Here is a 22417-nt window from a genome sequence, read left to right as displayed (position 1 = left end):
TGCCGTGCAGCAAGGGAGGCGGATGCATGTGGACAAGCTGACGGGGCTTCTTCTGGGCCCTCCCCGTATTCTGCTTAACGATGAGGTCGTCAACCTTCCGTTCAAGCAGGCGGAGGCGCTGCTGTACTATCTGCTGGTGGAGCACGAGGTGTCCCGCAGCAAGGCGGCCGACCTCATCTGGGGCAGCCATCTGGACGAGCGGAAGGCAAAGTCCAACATGAGAAATGCCATTTATGTCCTGCGGCGGGCGTTCTTCCCGGACTTTTTGGTGGAGCCCCAGAAGAATATCCTCCGGATTAACCCCAGGATTGCCATCAGCCTGGATGTGGAGCAGCTGAAAGCGCCGGGGGACAGTGTGCCGGATTCGGACCCGGGGGAATTTCTCCAGGAGTTTTACCTCAAGGAAAATGAGTATTTCAACGAGTGGATCCAGAGTACGCGGCAGGAGCTGAAGCAGATTTATATGGAGCGGCTGAAGCAGGCCGTTGAGAGCAGCTTCCGCCAGAAGAACTGGTCGGCGTGCGAGGACCAGGCCAAGCGTCTGGTGGCCCTGGACGAATACGACGAAGACGGCTACTACTATCTGATGGAGATCTACCGGATGCGGGGGGAGTACCACAAGGGCCTGTCCCTCTATGAGCGGCTGCGGACTCTGCTGGCGGAGGACCTGTTTCAGTTCCCGGGCGAAAAAATTGCCCGGCTGACCGAGCAGATGAAGCGGGAACGGAAGCAGACCATCCAGGTCTCCGTCCAGCCTGCGGCGCGCCCGGGGGTGGCCGAGCCGGACAAGACGCCCATCTTCGGCCGGAGCGCGGAGCAGAAGGCCCTGGTGGAAAATGTTCTGCATTTTGTCAACGGCGGAGTGGCAGTCAGCCAGGCAGTCATTGGAGAGGCTGGCATTGGAAAAACCACCCTGCTGGACCACCTGTGCAAGGGACTGCAGACAGGCGGCAATGTATTTTTGTTTCGGGCCTCCTGTTACCACGCGGAGGAATCCTTTGCCCTGAAGCCCTGGCAGACCATCTTTGAGGCGATCCTCAGCGCGATGAAGAAGCGCCCCATGGACAGCCGGGACACTTACTTTCGCTTCATGGCCGGCCAGGTCTTTCCCCACCTGGCGGAGGCCCAGGCGGAGCCCATTGATCAGGACCTCATCAGCGTGCAGGCCTACGACGGAAGTGAGCGGGCCATTACCCACACGGTGCTGCGGTTTGCAAAGGACCGGAAGGTGGTCCTCTGTCTGGACGACCTCCAGTGGGCGGACCCTGTTACTGTGTCTCTGATCCAGGATATCCTGACGGCCAATCAAAACCGGAACATTCTCTTTGTTCTGGGCTGCCGCGGGACGCATCCCGCCTATGTTGCCCGGTTCCTGGAGGATATGCGTCTGGCGCGCTTTTTGCGGGAGATTGCCCTGGAGCGGTTCGGATTTGAAGACACCGTGGCCCTGGCCGACCTGCTGCTTCCCCGCCAGTTTGAGTCCTCGGAGCTGCGGAAACAGCTCTATTATGAGACGGAGGGCAATCCGTTTTTTATCATCGAAACGGTGAACAATTTTAAGTATAACGGCGCCCTGGCGGATATTACCCAGAACATGCGCGACACCATCCGGCAGCGGACCATGCTGCTCTCCCCGGACGAGCGGACCATTCTGGATTTGCTCTCCCTGTTTTTTGACGGCGCGTCCTTTGAACTGCTTCAGGAGCTGTCACGGAAGCCGGAATATGAACTGATGGATATTCTGGATACACTGATGGACAAGCAGCTGATTTGTGAAAAGAGCACGCCGGAGGGCGTCTGTTTCCAGTTCACTCACCAGAAAATACTGGAGTATGTGTATTCCGAGCTGTCCATGACCAAGCGGCGGGTGTTTCACGAGCGGGTGGCCGTCTGCCTGGAGCAAAAGCTCACCGGCACCGGGCGGGATTTCCCGGTCTATCACAGGCTCATGTATCACTTTGAGCGGGCCAAGAACCAGAAGAAATATCTGAAATACTGCATCAAATACGTATATACCCTGCTCAACCGGGCCCATGAATATTATCCGGTAGTCAGCGAGGGACCGTGGCTTGGTGCCGCCAGCCGTCTGTCGCCGGACAGCGAGGACAACAGCGGCATTTCCGGGCTGCTGCAGCGCATTGAGGAGCTGGTAAAGGCCAACGAGGGCAGCTTTGACCAGCAGGACCGCCAGGACTATCTCTCTGACTATTACCACATGATGGGGCGGTACTACATCCGGGTTGCCGACTATGACCGGGGGCTTGCCTACATTCAGAAGCTGGTGGAATTCAACCAGCCCATTGATTCCGAGCAGTGCCGCAAGAACCTGATCAAGGCCAGCCGGCAGAAAATCTGCGTCTACATGAACCGGTATGAGCCGGAGCCCATGCGGGAGCTGGTGCAGTCCTCCATCCAGCTTCTGACCGGACACAGCAAGCCGGAGGAGATGGCCATCTGGAACCGTCTGCACGGCATGAGCGACATCATGACAGGCGACCTGGCCGACAGTCAGCAGCAGTTTATTCAGGCCATTGACATCTTTGAGCATTCCATGGAGAAGGAACAGTACCGCTATAACCTGGCGGCCTCCTATGCGGGGCTGGGGGAAGCCAAGCGGATGCAGGGCGACTATGAGGGGGCGCTCTCCTGCTACGAGGAGGCCATCGCCAACTGCAAGGACTACCGCCTCAGCGGCAGTGCCGCCACCTTCTACACCTACGCGGGGCAGGCGGCTGTGGACAGCGGCGATTTGGATCAAGCGGAGGAATACCTTTCCAAGGCGGTGGAGTGCTTCAATAAGATTGAACTGCTGTGGGAACGGGGAATCGCCTTCTCCTACTTTGGCAGGCTCCATGTGCTGAAGGGGCGTTACCAGGAGGCCCTGACCAGCCTGATCATCGCAAAGCGATGCTCGGAGCAGCTGGGAAGCCGCTACGAGCTTGGCGTTCTGAACCGGATTTTTGCCCAGATTGCGCTGGAGATGGAAGAAAATCCCGAACTGCAGGCAGTCTTTTCTCAGTATATCACCTGTCCGCCGGAAACCTATGTGGAGCGGGCCCGGGACCTGTTGGCGCCTGTTTATTCTCCCGTTGATGAGGCGTATCTTCACCAGGTGGAGCAACAGATTCAAACCAGAGGCTGAACGGATTGGCTTGCTTTTTTGAAAGCGATCGGCAGAAAAAATCTTTTTGCATAAGGCTGGGGTACGGGCAGAAATCAGAACAAGTTGTGCTGCATGAGAGTGCCTGATTGCGGTTCCCTTCGCTGGGGGCAGTTTGTCTCCGGTCGAGGAGAGCAGACAAATGAACCGAAAAAAGTCCGTAAGAACTGCTGAAACGGAAGTTCTTACGGACTTTTCTATGTAAAATTATTTATTTAACATTGAACATGTATTTTTAAAAATCCTTTGGCTTCCCTTATGAGAACTTGGGCAGGGTATTTGCACCGTGAGGCATCAGGGTGGCTCGCAGGTCTTTGCCGTCATTAAGCTCCCGGGACAGTGCCAGGGCCTGATCAAGCGTTTTGACCGCGTGAATCTTAGAGGGGCCGAAGTCCGACTGCTCCATGCCTGTGACCACGATCATATGGTACTTTTCGGCGCTCTCGGCAAAGAGGTAACCGATGAATGCCCCGATGGAAAAATTCTCCCGCAGATCCTTTTCCCGCTCCACCATGGTGGCAAAGCCGGCAATCTGGCGCTGAGTATCGGCGCTGCCAAAGCCCTCCTGGGACTGTGTCACCAGAATAATGGTTCCATTGTCTGCCACTACCTCCAAAGCGTTGGAGAGGGTCTTGATCGTCTGGTAAAAATTAAGATCTTTTGGGAAACCGCCGGCGCTGGCAATCACCAGCGGAGTCTTCTCCTTGGCCGGTACGCCATACATCTGGTCTACCAGGTCACAAGCGGCCCGGTGGGCAGTAATCCAATTGCCGGCAAAGGCGGCGATGATCTGCTGGTCGTCGTTGACCACAACATTCACCAGGAAGGTGGGGGTGGCCATGGAGCAGGCCTCCATCATGTCGGCATGGACCGGGTTGGCTTCCGTCATATTGGCACTGCGAACCTGGGGATTCGAGCCGTTTCCGAGACCGGGATTCAGGGCAAGGTTATGGTTTTTCATGATGGTCTCCCGGCCGGAAATCCCCGGCAGAATGCTCTTGCGGCCGCCGCCGAAGCCCGCCATGAAGTGGTACACTACGCCGCCGGTGAGGATGATCTTGTTGCAAGCCAGGGCTCGTTTGTCCAGCCACACAGGAGTTCCACGGGTGGTAGTACCCACATAGGCGAGATTTTCCTCATCGGTACACACATGATCCACCAGGTCAATGCGGTCATAAACCTCCTTGGTCACTAGGCCCATGTGTTCTTCCGGAGTTTGACGGCGGTGCGTTCCGGTGGCGGAGATAATCAGCATGTCCTCATCCCGGACGCCGGCAGATTCCAGCTCTGCAATCAGCACGGGAATATAGGTCTCCGGAGACTGCCAGCGGCGGGTAACATCGGAGATGACGATGCACACCTTATCTCCTGCTTTCACCAGTTCCTTCAATGGTGCCGAATCGATGGGATGATCCAGGGCCCAGCGGATGTGCTCTGCCGGTGTCCGTTGGGGCAGTTCCACCCGATTTGGCTCCAACTCCGCTGCAATCAGTTCAGCGGGAAGGTGGACCTCAAATTCCTCCGTTCCGCATTTCATGGGCTCAATCATCATGATGATTCATTCCTTTCTAAGAGGCGTCCTTCGGCAAATAATTCAATGCAAGTATACCGTACTTGTGGAAAAAAGTCGATGTAAACTTCGTTGAAAAATATACATTCCTGCGTGTCAGTAATTTGAAGGGCCGTATATTTCTTGAGTGGGACTTGAGGCATACTCGATAGTGCCACAAAATCCGTTGATCGTCACATCCGGCGATTTTTGATGGGAGACTGCTTTTGGTGTCCGATCACAGGTCTGTCATACCTTTTGATTTCGGTCGAAAAACCCAAATCAAAATAAAAATGGACAAAGAGTAAAAGGGAAATTAAAAAGGGTCCGAGAAACTTCGTTTCCCTGGCCCCTCTTACCGTTATTTTACAGGAAAGCCTCAAGAAGTGTGATCGTTCCCATCCAAAACGGTCGTTTGTCCAGCCATTTTAACATCCGGACGCTCACCCAAATATTTTCAAAAAAGTTCAAAAATACTCTAAATTTAGTTAAAACCCGGGAGAAGAAACGAAAAGAAATAAAAAAGAGCCCAGGGAAACGAATTTCCTCGGGCTCTTATGGGAGTCATTATTTAGGGACAATGAGCTTGTTTGCGGGGGGACAAGTACAAGGTACCTAAGGGGAATTCGTTTCTGCTAAAGAAATTATAGCGGTTCCTGTATTGCCTTGCAAGTTATAAGTGTTACTGGATCAAGGAGAAACTTCCTGCCAATAAATTTGAGTTGTCTTGCCTATAATCAATCAGCAAGTCAAATCGATTGTTTTGGAGGAGAGTCAATGTACCCACCTAAGACTCCGATGGATGGTATCTATCGAGTAAAAATTCTTGCAGTTAGGCAGGATGATGTGGCCTATTATATCCGCTATGACATATCGGTTGCCCATGTGTGGGATGGGCTACCTATATGTATCAGCAGACCGGCAAGTGGTCTCTGGCCTGGAGACTGGGTAAGTATAGGGGGACCATTGCCATCCGGTGTGCACTGGATGCACTCAATCGCGGCGACCACGTCAGGATGCAATCATTGGAAGAATCTGCAGGACATTATATTTGTCTGGAGCTCCATCGCCGGAGCGATGCAAACTATATAGATGTTAAAAAATCATTGCCAGTATCTGCTTATCGAATCACGCCAGAAGATATCCGTGTTAGTGCTGAAGGCGGGTGGCGGCAAGGAGGCCCTAACTGGCGGCACGCATTGCTGTTGGCAAACTTGTCCGGGCTACCAGTTCTGAGTGCCGATAGCCGGGAAGGCAAATCCCCCATGGTCGATTGGTGCGCAGAGTATAGTGTTATTATCCTGCCACAAGTACTTACCTGCTGGAGATTATACTTTGTTGGGGGGCAATGTTATTGTAGACCGCAAAGATAACATACTGGAACTCTACAAGGATTTTGCAGGTTCTCAAAACAGAGGCTCCTATAAAGATGCCGCGCTCCTTGCACAGAGCGCAGGTAAGCAGCTGGTGTATGTGGTTGGTACTGATACCAGACGATCGTGTGGACCAGATCTCTGATGTAGCTCAGTGGCAGTGTACAATTAAAAACCAGACTTTTGTTGGGACCCACTTCTACAAACAGATCTTGCGGCATCAAACCATGTATCCACATGTCCGCTTTGTTTTTACAAAGAGAGAAGCGGTCTGTCAGACAATTTGGAACGTGCTCTCAGAGTAAAGTCTGTGATGCAGTGTAACTTGTTTGTAGAGTCATAAGTATTATATGCGCCATGGGAAAATCATATTTTAGGTTTTCTAAAAGTGACTGTTTCAAGCCGTGATAAGTTGTCATTTTTTCATGATAAATGAGAGGGAATATCTTATATACAAAGAAAATTGGCGTGGTGGGTCTGTTGTACCTGTGGACAACAACTTAATAACATGGGCTCGATGCAGGGAAGCAAAGAGTCAGTCTGCTGTTTGGAATAACAAGACCGTCGAATACTGCTGCATCGGGTAAAGAAATGAAATACTGTGTGTTAAGAGGAGAAAAGTAATATTTAACTGTTGAGCCTATTTGTATTTAAGATAGTAGTCCTTTGGGTACAGTTTTAGTATTGTCGCTTTGAAGGCCTAAACAAACGCTTTTGTTTAGGGGAGGATGAAGCAAAATTCACATTTTTTGTAATGATACTTCGGATATATCTTCAATTAAAGTAATAATTCCGGACTCTGTGGGGAACTGTAAGGCCTATTTGTCTATATTTTGAATTGCTTCTAAAACGATCCCGTCCGGATCTTTAAAATATATTGCTCTGCTTTTTCCAAAACCATACTTTGTGAAATCAAAAGACTGCGGCTCGGACAAGCACTCCACCTGATGATCCTTCAGATGTCGATATAGCTGGTCAATGTTCTCACAGTGAAAGCAAAGTTCAGAAATGGAAGTCTTCTGCAGATCAGGGTGACTTACTTCAAATCCAGGTGCCAAAAATTGAATCAATTCTACCGGCGGGGCAAAGAGCTCCGAACTTCCATTCAAATAGGCGACCCGTACTTTGCAGCCGGACAAATGGAATAACGCATCGGTCTCCGGTCCCTCCATCATCAATTCGCCTTGATAGTCAAGCCCTAAAACATCTCGGTAAAATGAGATGGAGCGCTCCATGTCGCTGACTGTAATTCCAATATGCATGACCTCGTTCAGCATAGCGGTATCTCCTTCCTTGCAATCAATCTTCGCAGTCGGAACATTGTGGATTTGTCATGACAAACCGGTCGTCAATGTTCTTCTCGCCCCACTCACACATAAGTTCCAAAATGTGTTCCAGAGACTTTCCCTTTGAAGTGATGGAATATTCTACCCGTGGCGGGACTTCCGCATATACCGTGCGGGTGATCAAACCGTCACTTTCCAGTTCACGAAGCTGGTTTGTAAGGGTCCTTTGAGAAACCTGGGTGATCTCCCGCATCAACTCACTGAACCGCTGCGTACCGTTGCGGATCAGACTGTCTAAAATAAGCGGCTTGCATTTCCCACCGATCATTTTCAAGGTTACTTCCATCTCGCAAGTGACCATGATTTTTTCCACTGTACTTCACCTCTTATAGTGAAAATTACTTCACTTTATAAAAATAATGTGCGTACTTGTTGAAGATTATAAAGGACTATATAATGCGAGTATATCGCATTTTTCTGATAATGCAAGATAGTACTTTGCTTGTTCGGGAGGGATTCCATGACAAAAGCGGTCAAAGCGATGGCATGGGAACTCAAATCCATAGGAAGGAAAAGGAAGGCTAAAGAATGAATATTTTAATTCTGAACGGAAGCCCAAGACATCACGGCAACACCCATGCTGTGCTCCAGACGATGAAAGGGATTCTGGAGGATGGGAACATCGTTGAAGTTCTGGATGTCTGCAATCTGAAGCTCAGCGGCTGCTGTGCGTGCGATAGCTGCAAAAGGAATGGCGGGCATTGTGTTTGTCCTGACGAATCCGATGCAGTGATTCAGAAGATCATACAGGCAGATGCAGTGATTTTCGGCACGCCGGTCTACTGGTGGGGCATGTCGGCCCAGCTGAAAATGGTTGTGGACAAGTTCTATTCCCAGGATTCTCAGTTCAAGACCATGCACAAAAAAATTGGTGTTATGGTAGTCGGCGCCAATGAGCTGGAGAATCCGCAGTACCGTCTGATCCACGAGCAGTTCCGCTGTATTGCCGAATATCTGCACTGGGAGCCGGCATTTTCCATGTCTTTCTCCGCATACGAGCCGGGGGAACTGATGATGCAGGACGGCGTGCTCAATCAGCTGAGAGAGGCCTGTGCTGCCATTATAAACCAGAATTGAAGGGAGATTCTATGATGAAGAAATTAGTTGTCGTTACCGGAGCCAGTTCCGGTATTGGTATGGAGTTTGCCAAGCGATTTTCCAGCGAGGGACATCCCGTTCTGATGCTGGCCAGAAGAAAAGAAGTGATGGAAGAGCTGAATCTGCCCAACTGCCTGTGCCGCAGCGTGGATGTCACCGACCTTTCCGCTATGCAGGCCGCGATCCAAGAGGCGGAAGATCTGTACGGAAAGACGGATCTGCTGATCAACTGTGCCGGTCTGATGCTGCTGGGCTATCCGGCGGAGCAGGACTTTGAGGAATGGAGCCGGATGATCGACGTCAATGTCAAGGGTGTTCTGGCCGGGACAAAGGCTGTGCTGGCTGACATGATGGCCCGCAACGAGGGAACCATTATCAACATCAGCTCCATTGCCGGAAGAAAGACTTTCGACAACCACTCTGTCTATTGCGGGACCAAGTATGCGGTTCATGCCATTACCGAAAGCATGCGCAAAGAAGTTTCCGGCAGCAATGTCCGCATGGTCGTGATTGCTCCCGGCGTTGTGGAAACACCGCTTCTTTCCCATACCTCCAGTCAGGAGATCAAAAACAACTACAATCTCTGGAAGCAGAGCATCGAGGGAGGACTGGAGCCTTCCCAGATTGCGGACTGCGCCTGGTTTGCTTATCAGATGCCGCAGAACGTCTGCGTCCGTGAAATCGTGATCGCAAAAACGAAGCAGGAGGACTAAAGCGGATGGATTGCCGCAGCAGATTTTATGGGTCTGCTGCGGCAGTTTTTGAACCAATAAAAAAGGAGAACTTGTGTCTTATGAAATACAGAACATTGGGACGAACCGGATTAAAGGTCAGCGAGATTGGGTTGGGCGGCGAGTGGTTCAACGGCCTGACCGCCGAAGAAAGCACGACAATTGTGGATGCGGCACAGGAGCATGGGATCAACTACATTGACATCTTCATGCCGCAGGCTCCTACCCGTGATAACCTCGGCATTGCCTTGCAAGGACGTCGGGATCAGTTTATCATCCAGGGACATCTCTGCACCATCTATGAGGATGGCCAGTACACTCGTACCCGTGACATCGAAAAGACAAAGCGTTCCTTTGCCGATCTGCTGGAGCGTCTGCATACTGACTATATCGACGTTGGCATGATCCATTACATTGACAGTGAAGAGGATTTCCAGACCGTTTTTGAAGGGCCAGTCTTGGAATACGCGAAGGAACTGAAGGAAAAGGGCGTGATCCGGCATATCGGTATGAGCTCCCACAATCCGCACATTGCCCTGAAAGCCGTGGAGAGCGGCTGGATCGACGCTTTGATGTTCAGCATCAACCCCGCCTACGATATGGAGGCAGCCGACACCGATATTTACGACCTGATGGAGTTTAAGGGTATGGAAAAGAGCGGTCTGGTTGTGGATGAAGCACGTCAGAAGCTATATTCTGCCTGTGAGGCCAAGGGCGTAGCAATTACCGTTATGAAGCCCTTGGGGGCCGGTACGCTGCTGAAAGCAGAGAGTTCTCCCTTTGGTGTGGCTATGACGGTGCCTCAGTGTATTCAATATTGTCTGGACCGCAACGGCGTAAAAGTGGTGATCGTCGGCTGCCACACCGTGGAAGAAGTGCTGGAGGCGGTAAAATACTACGATGTGACCGATGAAGAGCGCAGCTATGCCCATATTTTCAGCAGCGGGAATGCCATTCACATGACTGGGCGCTGTATGTACTGCAACCACTGCCAGCCCTGTCCCGCCCATATTGATATTGCAGCTGTAACCAAGTTTTTGGATCTGGCAACCCAGCAGGATACTGTGCCGGAAACGGTAGCGCAGCATTATTGGGCACTTTCAGCTACGGCAGAGGATTGCCTGATGTGCGGACGGTGTGAACCTAACTGTCCGTTCGGTGTCAAGATTCGGGAAAACATGAAGAGAGCACGAGAGATTTTTAGACGCAAATAATCAACAATAGATTACACGAAAAATAACGAAAGAGCAGGAATCATCGTTCCAGCTCTTTGTTTTATAGAGGAAGTCTGACGCGATGTCTGAACCTACTATATCGCTTTTCGCATGGCTATCTTCTTTCATGCCGATGTCTATATTTAATATAGGGAGACTCAAAGGATTTTCTTGATCCCTTAGGTCTCCAAAAAAATAAGGAGCCCAGGGCAATCATTACGATTACCTTGGACTCCTTTTGAGTCATTATTGAGTGGACAATGAGGCTAAGATGCGGGGGGATGGCCTCAAGAAGCTTACTTAATCATGGAAGCGACCTCAGCGGCGAAGTCGTCCTCCTTCTTCTCGATGCCCTCACCGGTAGCGAAGCGGGTGAAGGCCTTGACGGTGATCTTGCCGCCCAGCTGCTTGGCAACCTCGGCCACGTGCTTCTCCACGGAGACCTTGTTCTCCTTCACGAAGGCCTGCTGCAGCAGGCAGTTCTCCTCGTAGTACTTGCCGATGCGGCCCATCACCATCTTCTCGATGATGTTCTCGGGCTTGTTGGCGTTCTTGGGGTCCTCCTTGGCCTGAGCCAGCAGGATCTCCTTCTCCTTGTCCAGAGTGGCCTGATCCACGTCGGACTTATCCAGGAAGGAGGGGTTCATGGCGGCGATCTGCATAGCCACGTCCTTGCCCAGCTCCACAACCTTGTCAGCCTCGATGCCCTCGACAGCCAGATTCACCAGCACGCCGATCTTGCCGCCCATGTGGATATAGGGGACGTTCACGCCCTCGGCATAGCGGACGAAGCGGCGGATCTGGATGTTCTCGCCGATGGCCAGAACCTTGTCAGCGGTGACGTCAGCCACGGTGCGGTCGGTGCCGGGATAGGTGCAGGCCTTCAGAGCCTCCACGTCGGCGGGATTCTCGGTGGCAACCACGTTGGCCAGATCCTTAACGAACTGCTGGAACACCTCGTTCTTGGCCACGAAGTCGGTCTGAGAGTTGACCTCGATGACCACGCCCACACCGTTGTCGGCCACGATGGCGTAGGACACGCCCTCGGCAGCAATCTTGCCGGCCTTCTTGGTCTGGGCAGCCAGGCCCTTCTCACGCAGCCACTCGATGGCCTTGTCGAAATCGCCGTTGGCCTCGGTCAGAGCCTTCTTGCAGTCCATCATGCCAACGCCGGTCATCTCGCGCAGCTTCTGTACGTCCTTAGCGGAAATCGCCATAATTACATTCCTCCATATCTGTATTCAGACCGGCGAAAGCCGGCCCTTTGTGTGCATAGAAAAACAGCGCCCGCCCGCGCGGGCGGGCGCTGTTGAAAAGATGGGGTCGCTTACTCGGCGGCGGGAGCCTCAGCCTCAGCGGCGGGAGCCTCATCCTGACCCTGCTTGCCCTCCTGGATGGCGTTGGCCATGACAGAGGAGATGAGCTTGATGGCGCGGATGGCGTCGTCGTTGCCGGGGATGACGTAGTCGATCTCGTCGGGATCGCAGTTGGTGTCCACGATAGCCACGATGGGGATGTTCAGCTTGCGGGCCTCGTTGATGGCGTTGCGCTCCTTGCGGGGGTCAACGACGAACAGGGCGCCGGGCAGCTTCTTCATCTCGGTCACGCCACCCAGGTACTTCTCCAGCTTGGCAATCTCGCCCATGTGCTTCATGACTTCCTTCTTGGGCAGCATGTCGAAGGTGCCGTCCTCCTGCATCTTCTTCAGCTGGTTCAGACGGTCCACGCGGCCACGCATGGTCTTGAAGTTGGTGAGCATGCCGCCCAGCCAGCGGGCGTTCACCCAGTACATGCCAACACGGCCGGCCTCTTCCTTGATGGCCTCCTGAGCCTGCTTCTTGGTGCCGACGAAGAGGATGGTCTCGCCCTTCTCGCCCAGCTCGCGGACGAAGTTATAGGCCTCCTCCAGCTTCTTCACGGTCTTCTGCAGGTCAATGATATAGATGCCGTTGCGCTCGGTGTAAATGTAGGTGGCCATCTTGGGGTTCCACCGACGGGTCTGGTGGCCGAAGTGAACGCCGGCCTCCAGCAGCTGCTTCATAGATACGACTGCCATGTTAGTTTTCCTCCTAAATTTCAGTTGATTCTTCTGGGGGCATCATGTTCTCCGCCAACCCGGACACCCGGGCACCGGGCGAAAAATCCGCACTCCCACGCATAATGCTTCGGTATTTTATCACAATTTAAGACTGATTGCAATAGTTTTTTCCAGACAGCGGGAAAAAATACCTTTGTAACATTTGGAAAATTTCCATGGGCCCCAAGGGAAAAAGAGTGCATAAGTTTTTTGAAAAAAACAGTTGCTTTTCCAAGAAAACTATGCTATTATATCTGATGCGTTTACGAAATGACCCTCCATGGAGAAAGAGGTGAACATAATGAAGGAAGGCATCCACCCCAACTACGAGCAGACCACCATCCGGTGCGCCTGTGGCAACGTCATTGAGACCGGCTCCACCAAGAAGGACATCCGCGTGGAAGTGTGCTCCAAGTGTCACCCCTTCTACACTGGTAAGCAGAAGATGGTGGACACTGGCGGCCGTGTCAGCCGCTTCAACAAGAAGTTTGGCCTCGACAAGTAAGATTCGCCTTCAAAAGCCGCGCCGAGTTTTCGGTGCGGCTTTTTGCAATTCTGCCGGGTATCCTTCCGGGGCAGCGGACATAGACTGAAAGAAAAGACAGGAGGCAGCAAGTATGTTTCAGCGTATCGATCCCAAGAATATTAAGGACAACGTATTTTCCCTCATCGGAGACCAGTGGATGCTGGTGACTGCCGGTACGGAGGAGAAGTGCAACACCATGACCGCCTCCTGGGGCGGACTGGGCGTGCTGTGGGGCGCTCCGGCCGCCACCTGCTATATCCGTCCTCAGCGCTATACCAAGGAGTTTCTGGACCGGGAGGAGTACTTCACCCTGACTTTCTTTGGCGAGGAGTACCGCAAGGCTCTCGCCCTGTGCGGGAGCAAGAGCGGCCGGGATGTGGACAAAATTAAGGAGTGCGGCTTTACGGTGCGCACTGCCGACTGCGGAGCCCCCTACTTTGAGCAGGCCCGCCTGGTGCTGGTGTGCCGCAAGCGCTTTGTCCAGGAAATGGACCCCGACCGCATCCCTCAGGACGTGAAGGAGAAGTGGTATCCTGACCAGGATTACCACACCATGTATATCGGCGAAATTGTGGAGGCCTACTGCCAGGCCTGAGAAGATTGTGCCGCCGGCCCCTGGGGGGCGGCGGGGAGGAACTATGGAACAACACATCCAAGAGACAAGAAACCGGGCGGTGCTGGTGGGGCTGGACGCTTTCAGCCTGTCCCGGGAGGAAAATGCCACTGAGGCTTCCATGGAGGAGCTGTCCGACCTGCTGGAGACGGCGGGGGGCGAGACGGTGGGTATGGTGATGCAGTCCAAGGACAGCCCGGACCCCCGCACCTTCATCGGCGAGGGTAAGGTGGCCGAGGTGAAGCAGCTGGTGGAGGCCATGAACGCGGACATGGTCATCTTTGACAACGCCCTGTCTCCCTCCCAGCAGCGAGTCCTCAGCGAGGACATCGGCGTGTCGGTGCTGGACCGCTCCGCCCTGATTCTGGACATCTTCGCCCAGCGGGCCCGTACCCGGGAGGGCCGTCTCCAGGTGGAGCTGGCCCAGTACAAGTACCTGCTGCCCCGGCTCATCGGTATGTGGAAGCACCTGGAGCGGCAGGAGGGGGCCATCGGCACCCGCGGCCCCGGTGAGACCCAGCTGGAGAGCGACCGGCGGCACATCCACCGGAAGATCTCCAAACTGGAGGGAGAATTGAAGGATGTGCGCCGGGTCCGGGCCACTCAGCGGGAGCGGCGGATTAAAAATGAGGTGCCGGTGGTGGCCATTGTGGGCTACACCAACGCAGGTAAGTCCACCCTTTTAAATAAGCTCACTGGGGCGGAGATTCCCGCCAATAACCGGCTTTTTGACACGTTGGACACCACTACCCGCACTCTGGAAATTTCCGATACCTGCACGGTGCTCCTCTCCGACACGGTGGGATTTATCCGCAAGCTGCCCCACCATCTGGTGGAGGCCTTCAAGGCCACCCTGGAGGAGCTGTCCTTTGCTGACCTGCTGCTCCACGTCATTGACGCCTCCAACGAGGAGTGGAGGGAGCAGGCGGAGGTGGTGGACGAGCTGATCCACGAGCTGGGAGCCGACCAGACCCCCCGTATTGAGGTGTTCAATAAGTGCGACCGGTGGACCGGGGACATCCGGCCCCACGGGGAGAACATTGTGTCCATCTCCGCCAAGACGGGGGAGGGGCTGCCGGAGCTTCTGGCTGCCATCGACAGGGTGCTGGACAACGGCGCCCGTCGGGTGACCATCCATCTGCCCTATGACAAGGGCGGCATTCTGGAGCGGCTTTACCAGGAGGCTAAGGTGGAGCAGGTGGAGTACAGCGAGACCATCGACGTGGTGGCAGTATGTACGCCCAAGATCATCGGCCAGCTGGGGCCACTGGTGGAGGGCTGGAAGCCCCACAAGGAGCCCTGGGAAGAGTAAAATAGGTAGGAATTAAGAAAACGGCGGGGGAGACCCCGCCGTTTTTCATGCCTGGACGGCGGATTCGGCCAGGATTCGGAGATCGAAGGTGTGCTGCTCCAGATAGTCACGAAGTCGATTGAAGCACCGGGCGCGGATGGCTTCAGAGGCTGGGGGAGAAGGGGAGAGGGATGCGCCGCACAGCAGGGTGAGCAGCAAGGCCTCCTCTTCCAGGGCATCGGCGGTCTCCAGAAGTTCCTCCTGCCAGGTCGGGTTGGGGTTCATAAGCATACCTTCTTTTTTTCAAGTTTTGTGTCTAAGGTGTGTAAGGCACTTTTTCGTAGGGGCCGATGTCCCCATCGGCCCGTCGATTTGTATTGTTGAACTTAGCATAAAAAGGATGTTTCGCCTGCGGGCGAGTGACTTTCTGTGCGGACAGAAAGTCACCAAAGAACCGTCAAAGGGGAGAGGGATTTCGATTTCCCTCTGATTAAAATTCCATCCCCTTGAAACGACCAACCTCGTCCTCGCGGACTTCATATCCTGCGCCTCGCCCTAAAGGGCAAGGCGCAATCATTCCGTCGCTCGTCCTCTCCCAATGGAACCCGCTACGCTGGGCTTCCATTGGGTTCCCACTGCGGCCCCCCTATTGGATGTACCCCCTGGGGCTGGCAGTGTCCTGGAAGGTTCAGCGGGGAACCGGCGGGGCAAGCGACGAAACCTGTGGGCGGGTGTGGCCCCGAAACGCAGGTGCGTTTTATGGTGCAGTTCCGCCAATCTCGCGCACGTCTCGGCGACGGAGGCGTCTGTCCGCCCCCTCCCGCGAGGGCAGAAGGTTAGGCGCGTTGTCTCTTGTAGGAGTAGGAGGTTGTTCAACCCGGACTGAGCGGCAGCGGTTGGCGCTTAGACACGCATTCTGGACTTTTCCCGCGCCGGTAAGTTATTTCCTGCGTTCTTGGTGGCTCCTTCGTAAAAAAATAGGGGGGTCCGGGGGGAGGCGGGATAGGGCATTGCTAAATGCCCGTGAGCCGCCCCCGGCGGTTTTTTGGTTCCTTTTGCACCGCTGCAAAAGGAACTCGCCCGCAGGCGAAATCTCCCTGTACACAGTTTTTGACCCGACACGGCGGGCGGATGAGGACATCCGCCCCTACCGAGTGGAGAGAAATTAGGATAGATGAGAGAAGTGGATAGCAGTTACTTTACGTGAAGATTTGTTATCCCACATATCGCTAATAGCGATTATACAACGAAATGGAGACACTGTCAATCGCTGAAAGCTATATATTTTCTGAGACATAGCTCAGAGCTATAATAAATCCGGTGATAGCTATGGCAGATTACAAGGTCGTAATAAGACAGAAAAGAGAAAAGCTGGGTTGGAGCCAGTATAAACTGGCAAAAGTAGTGGGGATCACCCAGTCTTTTATGAATGAAATTGAGAGTGGACGAAAAAGCCCTTCTCTGGAAGTCTTTTTCCGAATATGTGACGCTCTGGACATCAAACTCTTTCCCGACGAGGACCAGGAGGGCGGCCAATGACCGAGTATTATATCCCCACCACCTCCAGCGAGACGGAGTTTGTGGAAAAGCGCTCCCGCTTCATCGGCCACGTCTGGCGGGTGGAGAGCGAGGAGGAGGCCCGTGCCCGCATTGAGGAGACCCGGAAAAAGCACTACGACGCCCGCCACAACTGCTGGTGCTACATTATAAAGGACGGCCCGGTGCGCTACTCCGATGACGGCGAGCCCCAGGGCACGGCGGGCCAGCCCATGCTCAACGTCTTCCAGCGGGAGGGCGTGGTCAACGTGTGCTGTGTGGTCACCCGGTACTTTGGCGGCATCCTGCTGGGGGCGGGCGGCCTGGTTCGGGCCTATACCCAGAGTGCCAAGGACGCCCTGGACGCGGCGGGCATTTCCGTGGTGCGCCGGTGGGTGGCCATGGAGGTCCCCTGCACCTATGCCCAGTTTGAGGCCATGCGCCGGGAGGTGTCCGCCTTTGACGGTGTGGTGGAAGGGGTGGACTACGGCTCCGACGTGGTCCTCTCCGCCCTGCTGCCTGAGGAGCGGGCGGAGGAGTTTGCAGCCCATGTGCTGGACGCCACCGCCGGCACCGTGGAGGTGCTGGAGGCAGGAGAACAGCTGAAGGATGTGCCCTGGCGGGCGCAGAAGGAGGAACAATTATGAACGAAAGCGTTGTGCTGATGCAGGCCTGTATGGAGCGGTATCAGAATTCCATGGACCGGCTGGCGGCCAACCTGCGTCCCGGGGACGGGATTCTGGGCTTTGGAAACGACCCCAAGCGCTCTCCGTACCATATGGATTTTTATAATGAGCTGGGTGAGCTGGCCGGGCGTCTGGCCGGAGGAGAGTGGCCCGCGGACCAGGCGGAGGAGGCAGTGGAGTTTCTGCTGACCATGGCGGAGAAATTCGGGAAACGGCTGACCGCCCCCATGATGGAGGCCGCCCAGGGGCATGCCCTGCCGCTGGTGCCGCTGCTGCCTTGTGACCGGGCGGAGCAGCTGGCCAGAAGCTATGACCGGAGCTATCCCCGCCGCATGCGCACGCCCGTTCAGGAAAAGGTGTTCCGGGCTCTGGAAAAGCAGGCCAGAGGCCGCTGAAGCGAAACAAAACAAAAAACAAAAGGGCCCGCGTCAATGACGCGGGCCCTTTGAGTTGCCATATTCCATTACACAGCGCGGGTGACCTTACCGGAACGGAGGCATCTGGTGCAGACGTACACGTGAGTGGGAGTGCCCTTCACGATCGCCTTCACGCGCTTCACGTTGGGCTTCCAGGTGCGGTTGGAACGACGATGGGAGTGGGAAACCTGAATGCCGAAGGTGACGCCCTTGTCGCAGAATTCGCATTTGGCCATGTTGCTTACCTCCTCGCTATGAGAATCGCTTTCCAAAAAGCTACGACTGATATCATAGCAGAGTTCCCTGGAAAATGCAAGACTTTTTTTCGCAAAACAGGGAGAAAAATGGGAAGAAAAAATTGTGCGGAAATTCACCCGGTCTTGCGCAGGAATGGATTTTCGTCTATACTAAGTAGTACAAACAATCCGTTCCCGGAGCGGACACGGGTCGAGACCCAACCGGGAGAAAGGGGACGCTATGTCGGAGAGTGCGCACAGCGTGAAGCTGGGAGAAATTATTCGGGAGTTTGACCTTGAAATTTTAAGCAAGGGGCCGGATTATGAGGACGTCCCGCTCCATACCGTGGACGTCAACCGTCCCGGTCTGCCCCTGGCGGGCTTTTTCGAGCATTTTGACACCAAGCGGCTGCTGCTCATCGGTCTGACCGAGACCACCTATGTGGCGGGCATGACCCCGGAGCGCCGTCGGGAGAGCTTTGACCGGCTGCTGGCCTATCCGGTGCCCGCCCTCATCATCACCCGTGGCCTGGAGGCCTTCCCCGAGTGCCTGGAGATGGCGGAGAAGTACGGCCGCACCGTGCTGCGCACCCAAGCCCACACCTCCGCCTTCATGAGCGCCCTCATTGGCAGCCTCTTTAACCGCCTGGCCCCCTGCATCACCCGCTCGGGCGTTATGATGGAAATCTACGGCGAGGGCGTGCTCTTCCAGGGCGAGTCCGGCGTAGGCAAGAGCGAGGTGGCCATTGAGCTGATCAAGCGCGGCCACCGCCTTATCGCTGATGACGCCGTGGAGATCAAGGAGACCAACTCCGGTACCCTGGAGGCCACCGCCCCCGAGCTCATCCGCCGCTATATGGAGCTGCGGGGCATCGGCGTCATCGACGTCAGCCACCTCTTCGGTATGGGCGCCATTAAGATGAAGCAGCAGATCGACCTGGTCATCAAGCTGGAGCCCTGGGACGACAATGCGGTGTATGACCGCCTGGGGCTGGAGGGCGCCTTTACCGAAATCCTGGGAGTCAAGATTCCCGCTGTCACCATTCCCGTGAAGCCGGGCCGGAATCTGGCCAGCATTGTGGAGGTGGCTGCCATGAACAACCGCCACCGCAAGATGGGCCACAACGCGGCTCAGGAGTTGGCGGAGCGTATGGATCGACACTTTGAAAAGCTGATGAAGGAAGCCGAGGGATAAACGATGGCATATATTGGAATTGATGTGGGCGGCACCAATCTGGTGGCCGGCCTGGTAAATGATCAGGGCGCTATTTTGAAGAAGGCCAGCCGTCCGGTGGACAAGAGCATGTCCGACCGGGACCTGTGCCGGGAGCTGGCCTCCCTGGCGGAGGAAGCCCGTCTGGCCGGAGGCCTGTCCCGGGAGGGCATTCAGGCGGTAGGCGTGGGTATCCCCGGCCTGGTGGACAACAAGACGGGTGTGGTGGTGATGACCGCCAACATGCCCTTCCGCAATACCCCCCTCCGGGAGCTCTTCCAGCGGGAGTGGGACGTGCCTGTCTATTTGGGCAACGACGCCAACTGCGCTGCCCTGGGTGAGTACTGGGCCGGTTCGGCCAAGGGATGCAGCCCCACGGTGATGATTACCCTGGGCACCGGTATCGGCGGCGGCATGGTGGTGGACGGCAAGCTGTTCACCGGCTTTGCCAACTCCGGCATGGAGGTGGGCCACATGGTGACCCGGCCCGGCGGGCTGACCTGCGGCTGCGGCAACCAGGGCTGCTGGGAGCAGTATGGCTCGGCCACCGGCCTCATCCGCATGACCCGGGAGGCTATGGAGCAGAACCCCGACAGCCTGCTGTGGCAGGTGTGCGGCGGCGATCTGGAAAAGGTCCAGGGCCGCACTCCCTTCCAGGCTGCCAAGGAGGGGGACAAGACGGCGCTGGAGGTGCTGGAGGCCTATCGGCAGGAGCTGGCGCTGGGCCTCATCAGCCTCGTCAACGTCCTGCAGCCCGAGGTCATCTGCATGGGCGGCGGCGTGAGCAATGCCGACGATGAGCTGCTGCTGACCCCGCTGACCGAATTGGTAAAGAAGGGCAGCTTCGACAAGACCATGCCCACCCGGCTGGTACGGGCCTCTCTGGGCAACGACGCAGGCGTGGTGGGTGCCGCTCTGCTGTGCAATTCTCTGTAAACGAAAAAGCCGCCTCCGGTTTGGGCCGGAGGCGGCTTTCATATAGGTATAAAGAACAAAGAAGGACCCGTTGGAGCTGCCGGCGGGTCCTTTTTCCTTTTGCGATTCCCCCCGCGGTATGGAAACGTAAGGTGCACGGGGGCGGGCACCAATTGCCCGTTGCCGCTCCACAGTGGGGAGAAGTCCCCGAACATACCGAGAGGAGTGGAGCAGATGAGCTTATATGGAAGCAGCATCCGAATCGACGGGATTCCCTGCGGCCTGGTGATGCGGGGGAGCGGAAACGGGCAGTATCTGGTGGTGTTCGAGCGGGAGCTGGCCACCCTGGAGCAGGTGGAGGCCATCCACTGGGAGAAGCCCTCCATTGAGGGGGAGAGCATCCTGCCCGTGGGCTACGGGTTTGTGGTGTCCGACATCCGGTACACCGCCGCCACCCGGAGCTACACGGTGGTGCTTCAGGTGGGCGAGCAGTACCTGGGCGACGTGACCGGCTATCAGAGTCAGGTGGCGGAGCTGGAGAGCGCCGTAGCCCGCCAGCAGGAGGAGATCCGGCAGAAGGATGACACCATCGTCCGGCTGGAGAGCGAAGGCAGCCGGGCCCTGAAGGAAGAGCTGGAGGCGGCCTATGAGGAAGGAGTGGAGAGCAATGGCTGATGTGGTAGCGCTGGCGGTTGAGGAACTGAAGAAGCGGGGCGCGGAGGATGCCGCGGCCCTGGCGACCCGGGCAGTGTCGGGGGAGGCCGACGGCACGGAACTGATTGAGAAGGAGGAGGCTGTCCCCACCTGGAGACAGAGAGACTACACCTCGGTTCCGGTGGGTACCCCCTACAAGTGGCAGGAGCAGGTCTATAAGCTGTGGCAGCAGCATGACGCCAGCCAGGCGGGGGACTGGTCTCCCGACAAGGCGGTTTCCCTCTGGGATGTCTGCCACACCACGGACCCCGACCGGGCCAAGGAATATGTGGCGCCCCAGGGGAGCCGGGGCCTGTACCAGACGGGGGAGTGCTGCCGCTACGGCGGACAGGTGTATCGTTCCATCATTGACTCCAATTCCTGGGCCCCCGATGCCTATCCCCAGGGGTGGGAGGCAATCTGATGGATTGGACCACGTTGGCCGTGGCCGGGATGTCTCTGGTGGGAACCCTGGCGGGGACGTTTGGAGGGATTCTGGTGTCCAACAAACTGACCACTTACCGCATTGAGCAGTTGGAGCGGAAGGTATCCGCCCACAACAGCCTGGTGGAGCGCACCTACAAGCTGGAGGGTCAGATGGTGGAGGTGCAGCATGATATCCGGGACATGAAGACAGAGAGGAGGTGAGCAGTATGGACTTTGGTATTGCCTCCGTGGCTGCGGTCACGGTGATCTGCTATCTGGTAGGGCTGGTGGTCAAGGCCAGCCCCTGGAACAACGACAAGTACATCCCCATCGCCTGTGGGCTGGTGGGGGGCGCGCTGGGGGTGGCTGCGCTGTATCTGGGACTGCCCGACTTTCCGGCGGAGGATCCTCTGACCGCCGTGGCTGTGGGTATTGTATCCGGTCTGGCAGCCACCGGCGTGGATCAGGCGGTCCGGCAGATCACCCGATGACGGAGACAGGGAAAAACGCTGGGCAAGGGAGGAACAGCGGTGAATCTGTACAAGCAGCTGCTCACAGAAAATGACTGCTACAAAGCCGGAAGGACCATTGTCCCCAAGGGGGTGATGGTCCATTCCACCGGAGCCAACAACCCCTGGGTGTGCCGGTATGTGCCGGGAAACGATGCGCTGGGCTATAACACCGGAGGGAACCACTGGAACCGGGCCGGGTTCAGCAAGTGTGTCCACGCCTTTGTGGGTAAGCTGGCCGACGGAACCGTGGGAACGGTGCAGACCCTGCCCTGGACCATGCGGGGCTGGCACGCCGGGGGAGCGGCCAACAATACCCACATTGGCTTTGAGATTTGTGAGGACGGACTGGAGGACAGCGGTTATTTCCAGACGGTGTACCGGGAGGCGGTGGAGCTGACCGCTTTCCTGTGCAGAGAGTATGCCCTGGACCCCGGGGCGGACGGTGTGGTGATCTGCCACAGCGAAGGGTACAAAAGGGGCGTGGCCAGCAACCATGCCGACGTGATGCACTGGTTCCCAATGCATGGAAAAACCATGGACGATTTCCGGGCGGACGTGGCCCGGGCGCTGGAGGGAGAGGAAAAGGTGACCTACGAGGAGTGGAAGGCCTATATGGAACGGTACCGCCGGGAACTGGCCGGACAGGAACCCACCATGCCGGAGTTGGTGGCGGATGCGGCGGCCATGGGCCTGACAGACGGCACCCGCCCTAGGGATCTGGTGACCCGGGAGGAGTGCGCGGTGATGGCTCGGGCGGCAGCAAAGACGCCGCGATAAAGGAAAAGGCTAAAATCAGAGGAAAGGGG

24 protein-coding genes are annotated in these 22417 nt (G+C 55.8%); 17 read left to right on the top strand and 7 right to left on the bottom strand.

The window, feature by feature from the left end; translation table 11 throughout:
• The first annotated feature begins 28 nt into the window (after positions 1-28).
• Positions 29-3142 carry an AAA family ATPase gene (locus DWX58_RS13835; RefSeq protein WP_158579297.1) on the top strand — a complete coding sequence of 1038 codons (3114 nt, stop codon included), beginning with the start codon at positions 29-31 and terminating at the stop codon, positions 3140-3142.
• Positions 3143-3416: 274 nt separating this feature from the next.
• Here the strand turns inward: DWX58_RS13835 and larA are convergent, their stop codons facing one another.
• The 3 genes from larA to DWX58_RS13820 form a co-directional block, all read right to left on the bottom strand.
• Positions 3417-4697 carry a nickel-dependent lactate racemase gene (larA, locus tag DWX58_RS13830; RefSeq protein WP_243093528.1) on the bottom strand — a complete coding sequence of 427 codons (1281 nt, stop codon included), beginning with the start codon at positions 4695-4697 and terminating at the stop codon, positions 3417-3419.
• 2203 nt (positions 4698-6900) lie between these two features.
• The gene (locus tag DWX58_RS13825) at positions 6901-7359 is read right to left on the bottom strand and encodes a VOC family protein (RefSeq protein ID WP_118644806.1); all 459 of its coding nucleotides are present in this window, start codon (positions 7357-7359) and stop codon (positions 6901-6903) included.
• 22 nt (positions 7360-7381) lie between these two features.
• Entirely contained in the window at positions 7382-7714 is a 333-nt protein-coding gene (locus DWX58_RS13820) for a helix-turn-helix domain-containing protein (protein WP_279229872.1), read from the bottom strand.
• A gap of 242 nt (positions 7715-7956) precedes the next feature.
• Here DWX58_RS13820 and DWX58_RS13815 point away from each other — a divergent pair, with 242 nt between their 5' ends.
• From DWX58_RS13815 to DWX58_RS13805, 3 genes are all read left to right on the top strand, one after another.
• Entirely contained in the window at positions 7957-8505 is a 549-nt protein-coding gene (locus tag DWX58_RS13815) for a flavodoxin family protein (RefSeq protein ID WP_118644802.1), read from the top strand.
• Between the two features lie 11 nt (positions 8506-8516).
• Positions 8517-9239: an SDR family oxidoreductase gene (locus tag DWX58_RS13810; RefSeq protein ID WP_243093525.1), complete on the top strand. Its 723-nt coding sequence runs from the start codon at positions 8517-8519 to the stop codon at positions 9237-9239.
• 80 nt (positions 9240-9319) lie between these two features.
• The gene (locus DWX58_RS13805) at positions 9320-10471 is read left to right on the top strand and encodes an aldo/keto reductase (protein WP_118644798.1); all 1152 of its coding nucleotides are present in this window, start codon (positions 9320-9322) and stop codon (positions 10469-10471) included.
• A 296-nt stretch (positions 10472-10767) separates the two neighbouring features.
• Here DWX58_RS13805 and tsf read toward each other — a convergent pair whose 3' ends face one another.
• Positions 10768-11688: a translation elongation factor Ts gene (tsf, locus tag DWX58_RS13800; RefSeq protein WP_118644796.1), complete on the bottom strand. Its 921-nt coding sequence runs from the start codon at positions 11686-11688 to the stop codon at positions 10768-10770.
• Positions 11689-11798: 110 nt separating this feature from the next.
• Positions 11799-12527, bottom strand: coding sequence for a 30S ribosomal protein S2 (gene rpsB / locus DWX58_RS13795; RefSeq protein ID WP_118644794.1), 729 nt, complete (start codon positions 12525-12527; stop codon positions 11799-11801).
• A 322-nt stretch (positions 12528-12849) separates the two neighbouring features.
• On the opposite strand from rpsB, the gene rpmE reads away from it, so the two are divergent.
• From rpmE to hflX, 3 genes are all read left to right on the top strand, one after another.
• Positions 12850-13053, top strand: a complete 204-nt coding sequence (rpmE, locus tag DWX58_RS13790) for a 50S ribosomal protein L31 (RefSeq protein ID WP_118644792.1) — start codon at positions 12850-12852, stop codon at positions 13051-13053.
• A gap of 112 nt (positions 13054-13165) precedes the next feature.
• Complete coding sequence (locus DWX58_RS13785) at positions 13166-13669, top strand: flavin reductase family protein (protein ID WP_118644790.1); 504 nt, start codon at positions 13166-13168, stop codon at positions 13667-13669.
• A 43-nt stretch (positions 13670-13712) separates the two neighbouring features.
• The gene (gene hflX, locus DWX58_RS13780; RefSeq protein ID WP_118644788.1) at positions 13713-14999 is read left to right on the top strand and encodes a GTPase HflX; all 1287 of its coding nucleotides are present in this window, start codon (positions 13713-13715) and stop codon (positions 14997-14999) included.
• 45 nt (positions 15000-15044) lie between these two features.
• Here hflX and DWX58_RS13775 read toward each other — a convergent pair whose 3' ends face one another.
• A complete protein-coding gene (locus DWX58_RS13775) occupies positions 15045-15263 on the bottom strand; it encodes a hypothetical protein (RefSeq protein WP_118644786.1) in 219 nt (72 codons plus the stop codon).
• Between the two features lie 1044 nt (positions 15264-16307).
• On the opposite strand from DWX58_RS13775, the gene DWX58_RS13770 reads away from it, so the two are divergent.
• From DWX58_RS13770 to DWX58_RS13760, 3 genes are read left to right on the top strand one after another with little or no spacing between them, the layout of a single operon-like run.
• Positions 16308-16517, top strand: coding sequence for a helix-turn-helix transcriptional regulator (locus tag DWX58_RS13770; RefSeq protein ID WP_118644784.1), 210 nt, complete (start codon positions 16308-16310; stop codon positions 16515-16517).
• Positions 16514-17161 carry a YigZ family protein gene (locus DWX58_RS13765; RefSeq protein ID WP_118644782.1) on the top strand — a complete coding sequence of 216 codons (648 nt, stop codon included), beginning with the start codon at positions 16514-16516 and terminating at the stop codon, positions 17159-17161. The genes DWX58_RS13770 and DWX58_RS13765 overlap by 4 nt, the downstream gene beginning before the upstream one ends.
• On the top strand, positions 17158-17595 hold the full coding sequence (locus tag DWX58_RS13760) for a hypothetical protein (RefSeq protein WP_118644780.1): 438 nt from the start codon (positions 17158-17160) through the stop codon (positions 17593-17595). Before DWX58_RS13765 ends, DWX58_RS13760 begins: the two co-directional genes overlap by 4 nt.
• A gap of 68 nt (positions 17596-17663) precedes the next feature.
• Here DWX58_RS13760 and rpmB read toward each other — a convergent pair whose 3' ends face one another.
• Positions 17664-17852 carry a 50S ribosomal protein L28 gene (gene rpmB, locus DWX58_RS13755; RefSeq protein WP_087288054.1) on the bottom strand — a complete coding sequence of 63 codons (189 nt, stop codon included), beginning with the start codon at positions 17850-17852 and terminating at the stop codon, positions 17664-17666.
• A gap of 241 nt (positions 17853-18093) precedes the next feature.
• On the opposite strand from rpmB, the gene hprK reads away from it, so the two are divergent.
• The 7 genes from hprK (at position 18094) to DWX58_RS13720 (ending at position 22388) form a co-directional block, all read left to right on the top strand.
• Complete coding sequence (gene hprK, locus DWX58_RS13750; RefSeq protein ID WP_118644778.1) at positions 18094-19047, top strand: HPr(Ser) kinase/phosphatase; 954 nt, start codon at positions 18094-18096, stop codon at positions 19045-19047.
• Positions 19048-19050: 3 nt separating this feature from the next.
• Positions 19051-20001, top strand: coding sequence for an ROK family protein (locus DWX58_RS13745; RefSeq protein ID WP_118644776.1), 951 nt, complete (start codon positions 19051-19053; stop codon positions 19999-20001).
• A gap of 213 nt (positions 20002-20214) precedes the next feature.
• The gene (locus DWX58_RS13740; protein WP_118644774.1) at positions 20215-20655 is read left to right on the top strand and encodes a hypothetical protein; all 441 of its coding nucleotides are present in this window, start codon (positions 20215-20217) and stop codon (positions 20653-20655) included.
• Positions 20648-21097 carry a hypothetical protein gene (locus tag DWX58_RS13735; protein ID WP_118644772.1) on the top strand — a complete coding sequence of 150 codons (450 nt, stop codon included), beginning with the start codon at positions 20648-20650 and terminating at the stop codon, positions 21095-21097. The genes DWX58_RS13740 and DWX58_RS13735 overlap by 8 nt, the downstream gene beginning before the upstream one ends.
• Positions 21097-21321: a hypothetical protein gene (locus DWX58_RS13730; protein ID WP_118644770.1), complete on the top strand. Its 225-nt coding sequence runs from the start codon at positions 21097-21099 to the stop codon at positions 21319-21321. Before DWX58_RS13735 ends, DWX58_RS13730 begins: the two co-directional genes overlap by 1 nt.
• A 5-nt stretch (positions 21322-21326) precedes the next feature.
• Positions 21327-21590, top strand: coding sequence for a phage holin family protein (locus DWX58_RS13725; RefSeq protein WP_118644768.1), 264 nt, complete (start codon positions 21327-21329; stop codon positions 21588-21590).
• Positions 21591-21629: 39 nt separating this feature from the next.
• Positions 21630-22388 (top strand): peptidoglycan recognition family protein, encoded by a 759-nt coding sequence (locus tag DWX58_RS13720; protein WP_118644766.1) that lies wholly within the window; start codon positions 21630-21632, stop codon positions 22386-22388.
• Positions 22389-22417 lie beyond the last annotated feature (29 nt).

This window comes from Pseudoflavonifractor sp. AF19-9AC, from assembly GCF_003478995.1.
GTDB lineage: Bacteria > Bacillota > Clostridia > Oscillospirales > Oscillospiraceae > Lawsonibacter.
This window is presented reverse-complemented; position numbering and strand designations above follow the sequence as displayed.

Bases quoted from the DNA above. Each gene is read 5' to 3' on its own strand.
- larA (WP_243093528.1), bottom strand. From the start codon at position 4,697: ATGAAATGCGGAACGGAGGAATTTGAGGTCCACCTTCCCGCTGAACTG.
- DWX58_RS13825 (WP_118644806.1), bottom strand. From the start codon at position 7,359: ATGCTGAACGAGGTCATGCATATTGGAATTACAGTCAGCGACATGGAG.
- DWX58_RS13820 (WP_279229872.1), bottom strand. From the start codon at position 7,714: ATGGAAGTAACCTTGAAAATGATCGGTGGGAAATGCAAGCCGCTTATT.
- DWX58_RS13815 (WP_118644802.1), top strand. From the start codon at position 7,957: ATGAATATTTTAATTCTGAACGGAAGCCCAAGACATCACGGCAACACC.
- DWX58_RS13810 (WP_243093525.1), top strand. From the start codon at position 8,517: ATGATGAAGAAATTAGTTGTCGTTACCGGAGCCAGTTCCGGTATTGGT.
- DWX58_RS13805 (WP_118644798.1), top strand. From the start codon at position 9,320: ATGAAATACAGAACATTGGGACGAACCGGATTAAAGGTCAGCGAGATT.
- tsf (WP_118644796.1), bottom strand. From the start codon at position 11,688: ATGGCGATTTCCGCTAAGGACGTACAGAAGCTGCGCGAGATGACCGGC.
- rpsB (WP_118644794.1), bottom strand. From the start codon at position 12,527: ATGGCAGTCGTATCTATGAAGCAGCTGCTGGAGGCCGGCGTTCACTTC.
- rpmE (WP_118644792.1), top strand. From the start codon at position 12,850: ATGAAGGAAGGCATCCACCCCAACTACGAGCAGACCACCATCCGGTGC.
- DWX58_RS13785 (WP_118644790.1), top strand. From the start codon at position 13,166: ATGTTTCAGCGTATCGATCCCAAGAATATTAAGGACAACGTATTTTCC.
- hflX (WP_118644788.1), top strand. From the start codon at position 13,713: ATGGAACAACACATCCAAGAGACAAGAAACCGGGCGGTGCTGGTGGGG.
- DWX58_RS13775 (WP_118644786.1), bottom strand. From the start codon at position 15,263: ATGAACCCCAACCCGACCTGGCAGGAGGAACTTCTGGAGACCGCCGAT.
- DWX58_RS13770 (WP_118644784.1), top strand. From the start codon at position 16,308: ATGGCAGATTACAAGGTCGTAATAAGACAGAAAAGAGAAAAGCTGGGT.
- DWX58_RS13765 (WP_118644782.1), top strand. From the start codon at position 16,514: ATGACCGAGTATTATATCCCCACCACCTCCAGCGAGACGGAGTTTGTG.
- DWX58_RS13760 (WP_118644780.1), top strand. From the start codon at position 17,158: ATGAACGAAAGCGTTGTGCTGATGCAGGCCTGTATGGAGCGGTATCAG.
- rpmB (WP_087288054.1), bottom strand. From the start codon at position 17,852: ATGGCCAAATGCGAATTCTGCGACAAGGGCGTCACCTTCGGCATTCAG.
- hprK (WP_118644778.1), top strand. From the start codon at position 18,094: ATGTCGGAGAGTGCGCACAGCGTGAAGCTGGGAGAAATTATTCGGGAG.
- DWX58_RS13745 (WP_118644776.1), top strand. From the start codon at position 19,051: ATGGCATATATTGGAATTGATGTGGGCGGCACCAATCTGGTGGCCGGC.
- DWX58_RS13740 (WP_118644774.1), top strand. From the start codon at position 20,215: ATGAGCTTATATGGAAGCAGCATCCGAATCGACGGGATTCCCTGCGGC.
- DWX58_RS13735 (WP_118644772.1), top strand. From the start codon at position 20,648: ATGGCTGATGTGGTAGCGCTGGCGGTTGAGGAACTGAAGAAGCGGGGC.
- DWX58_RS13730 (WP_118644770.1), top strand. From the start codon at position 21,097: ATGGATTGGACCACGTTGGCCGTGGCCGGGATGTCTCTGGTGGGAACC.
- DWX58_RS13725 (WP_118644768.1), top strand. From the start codon at position 21,327: ATGGACTTTGGTATTGCCTCCGTGGCTGCGGTCACGGTGATCTGCTAT.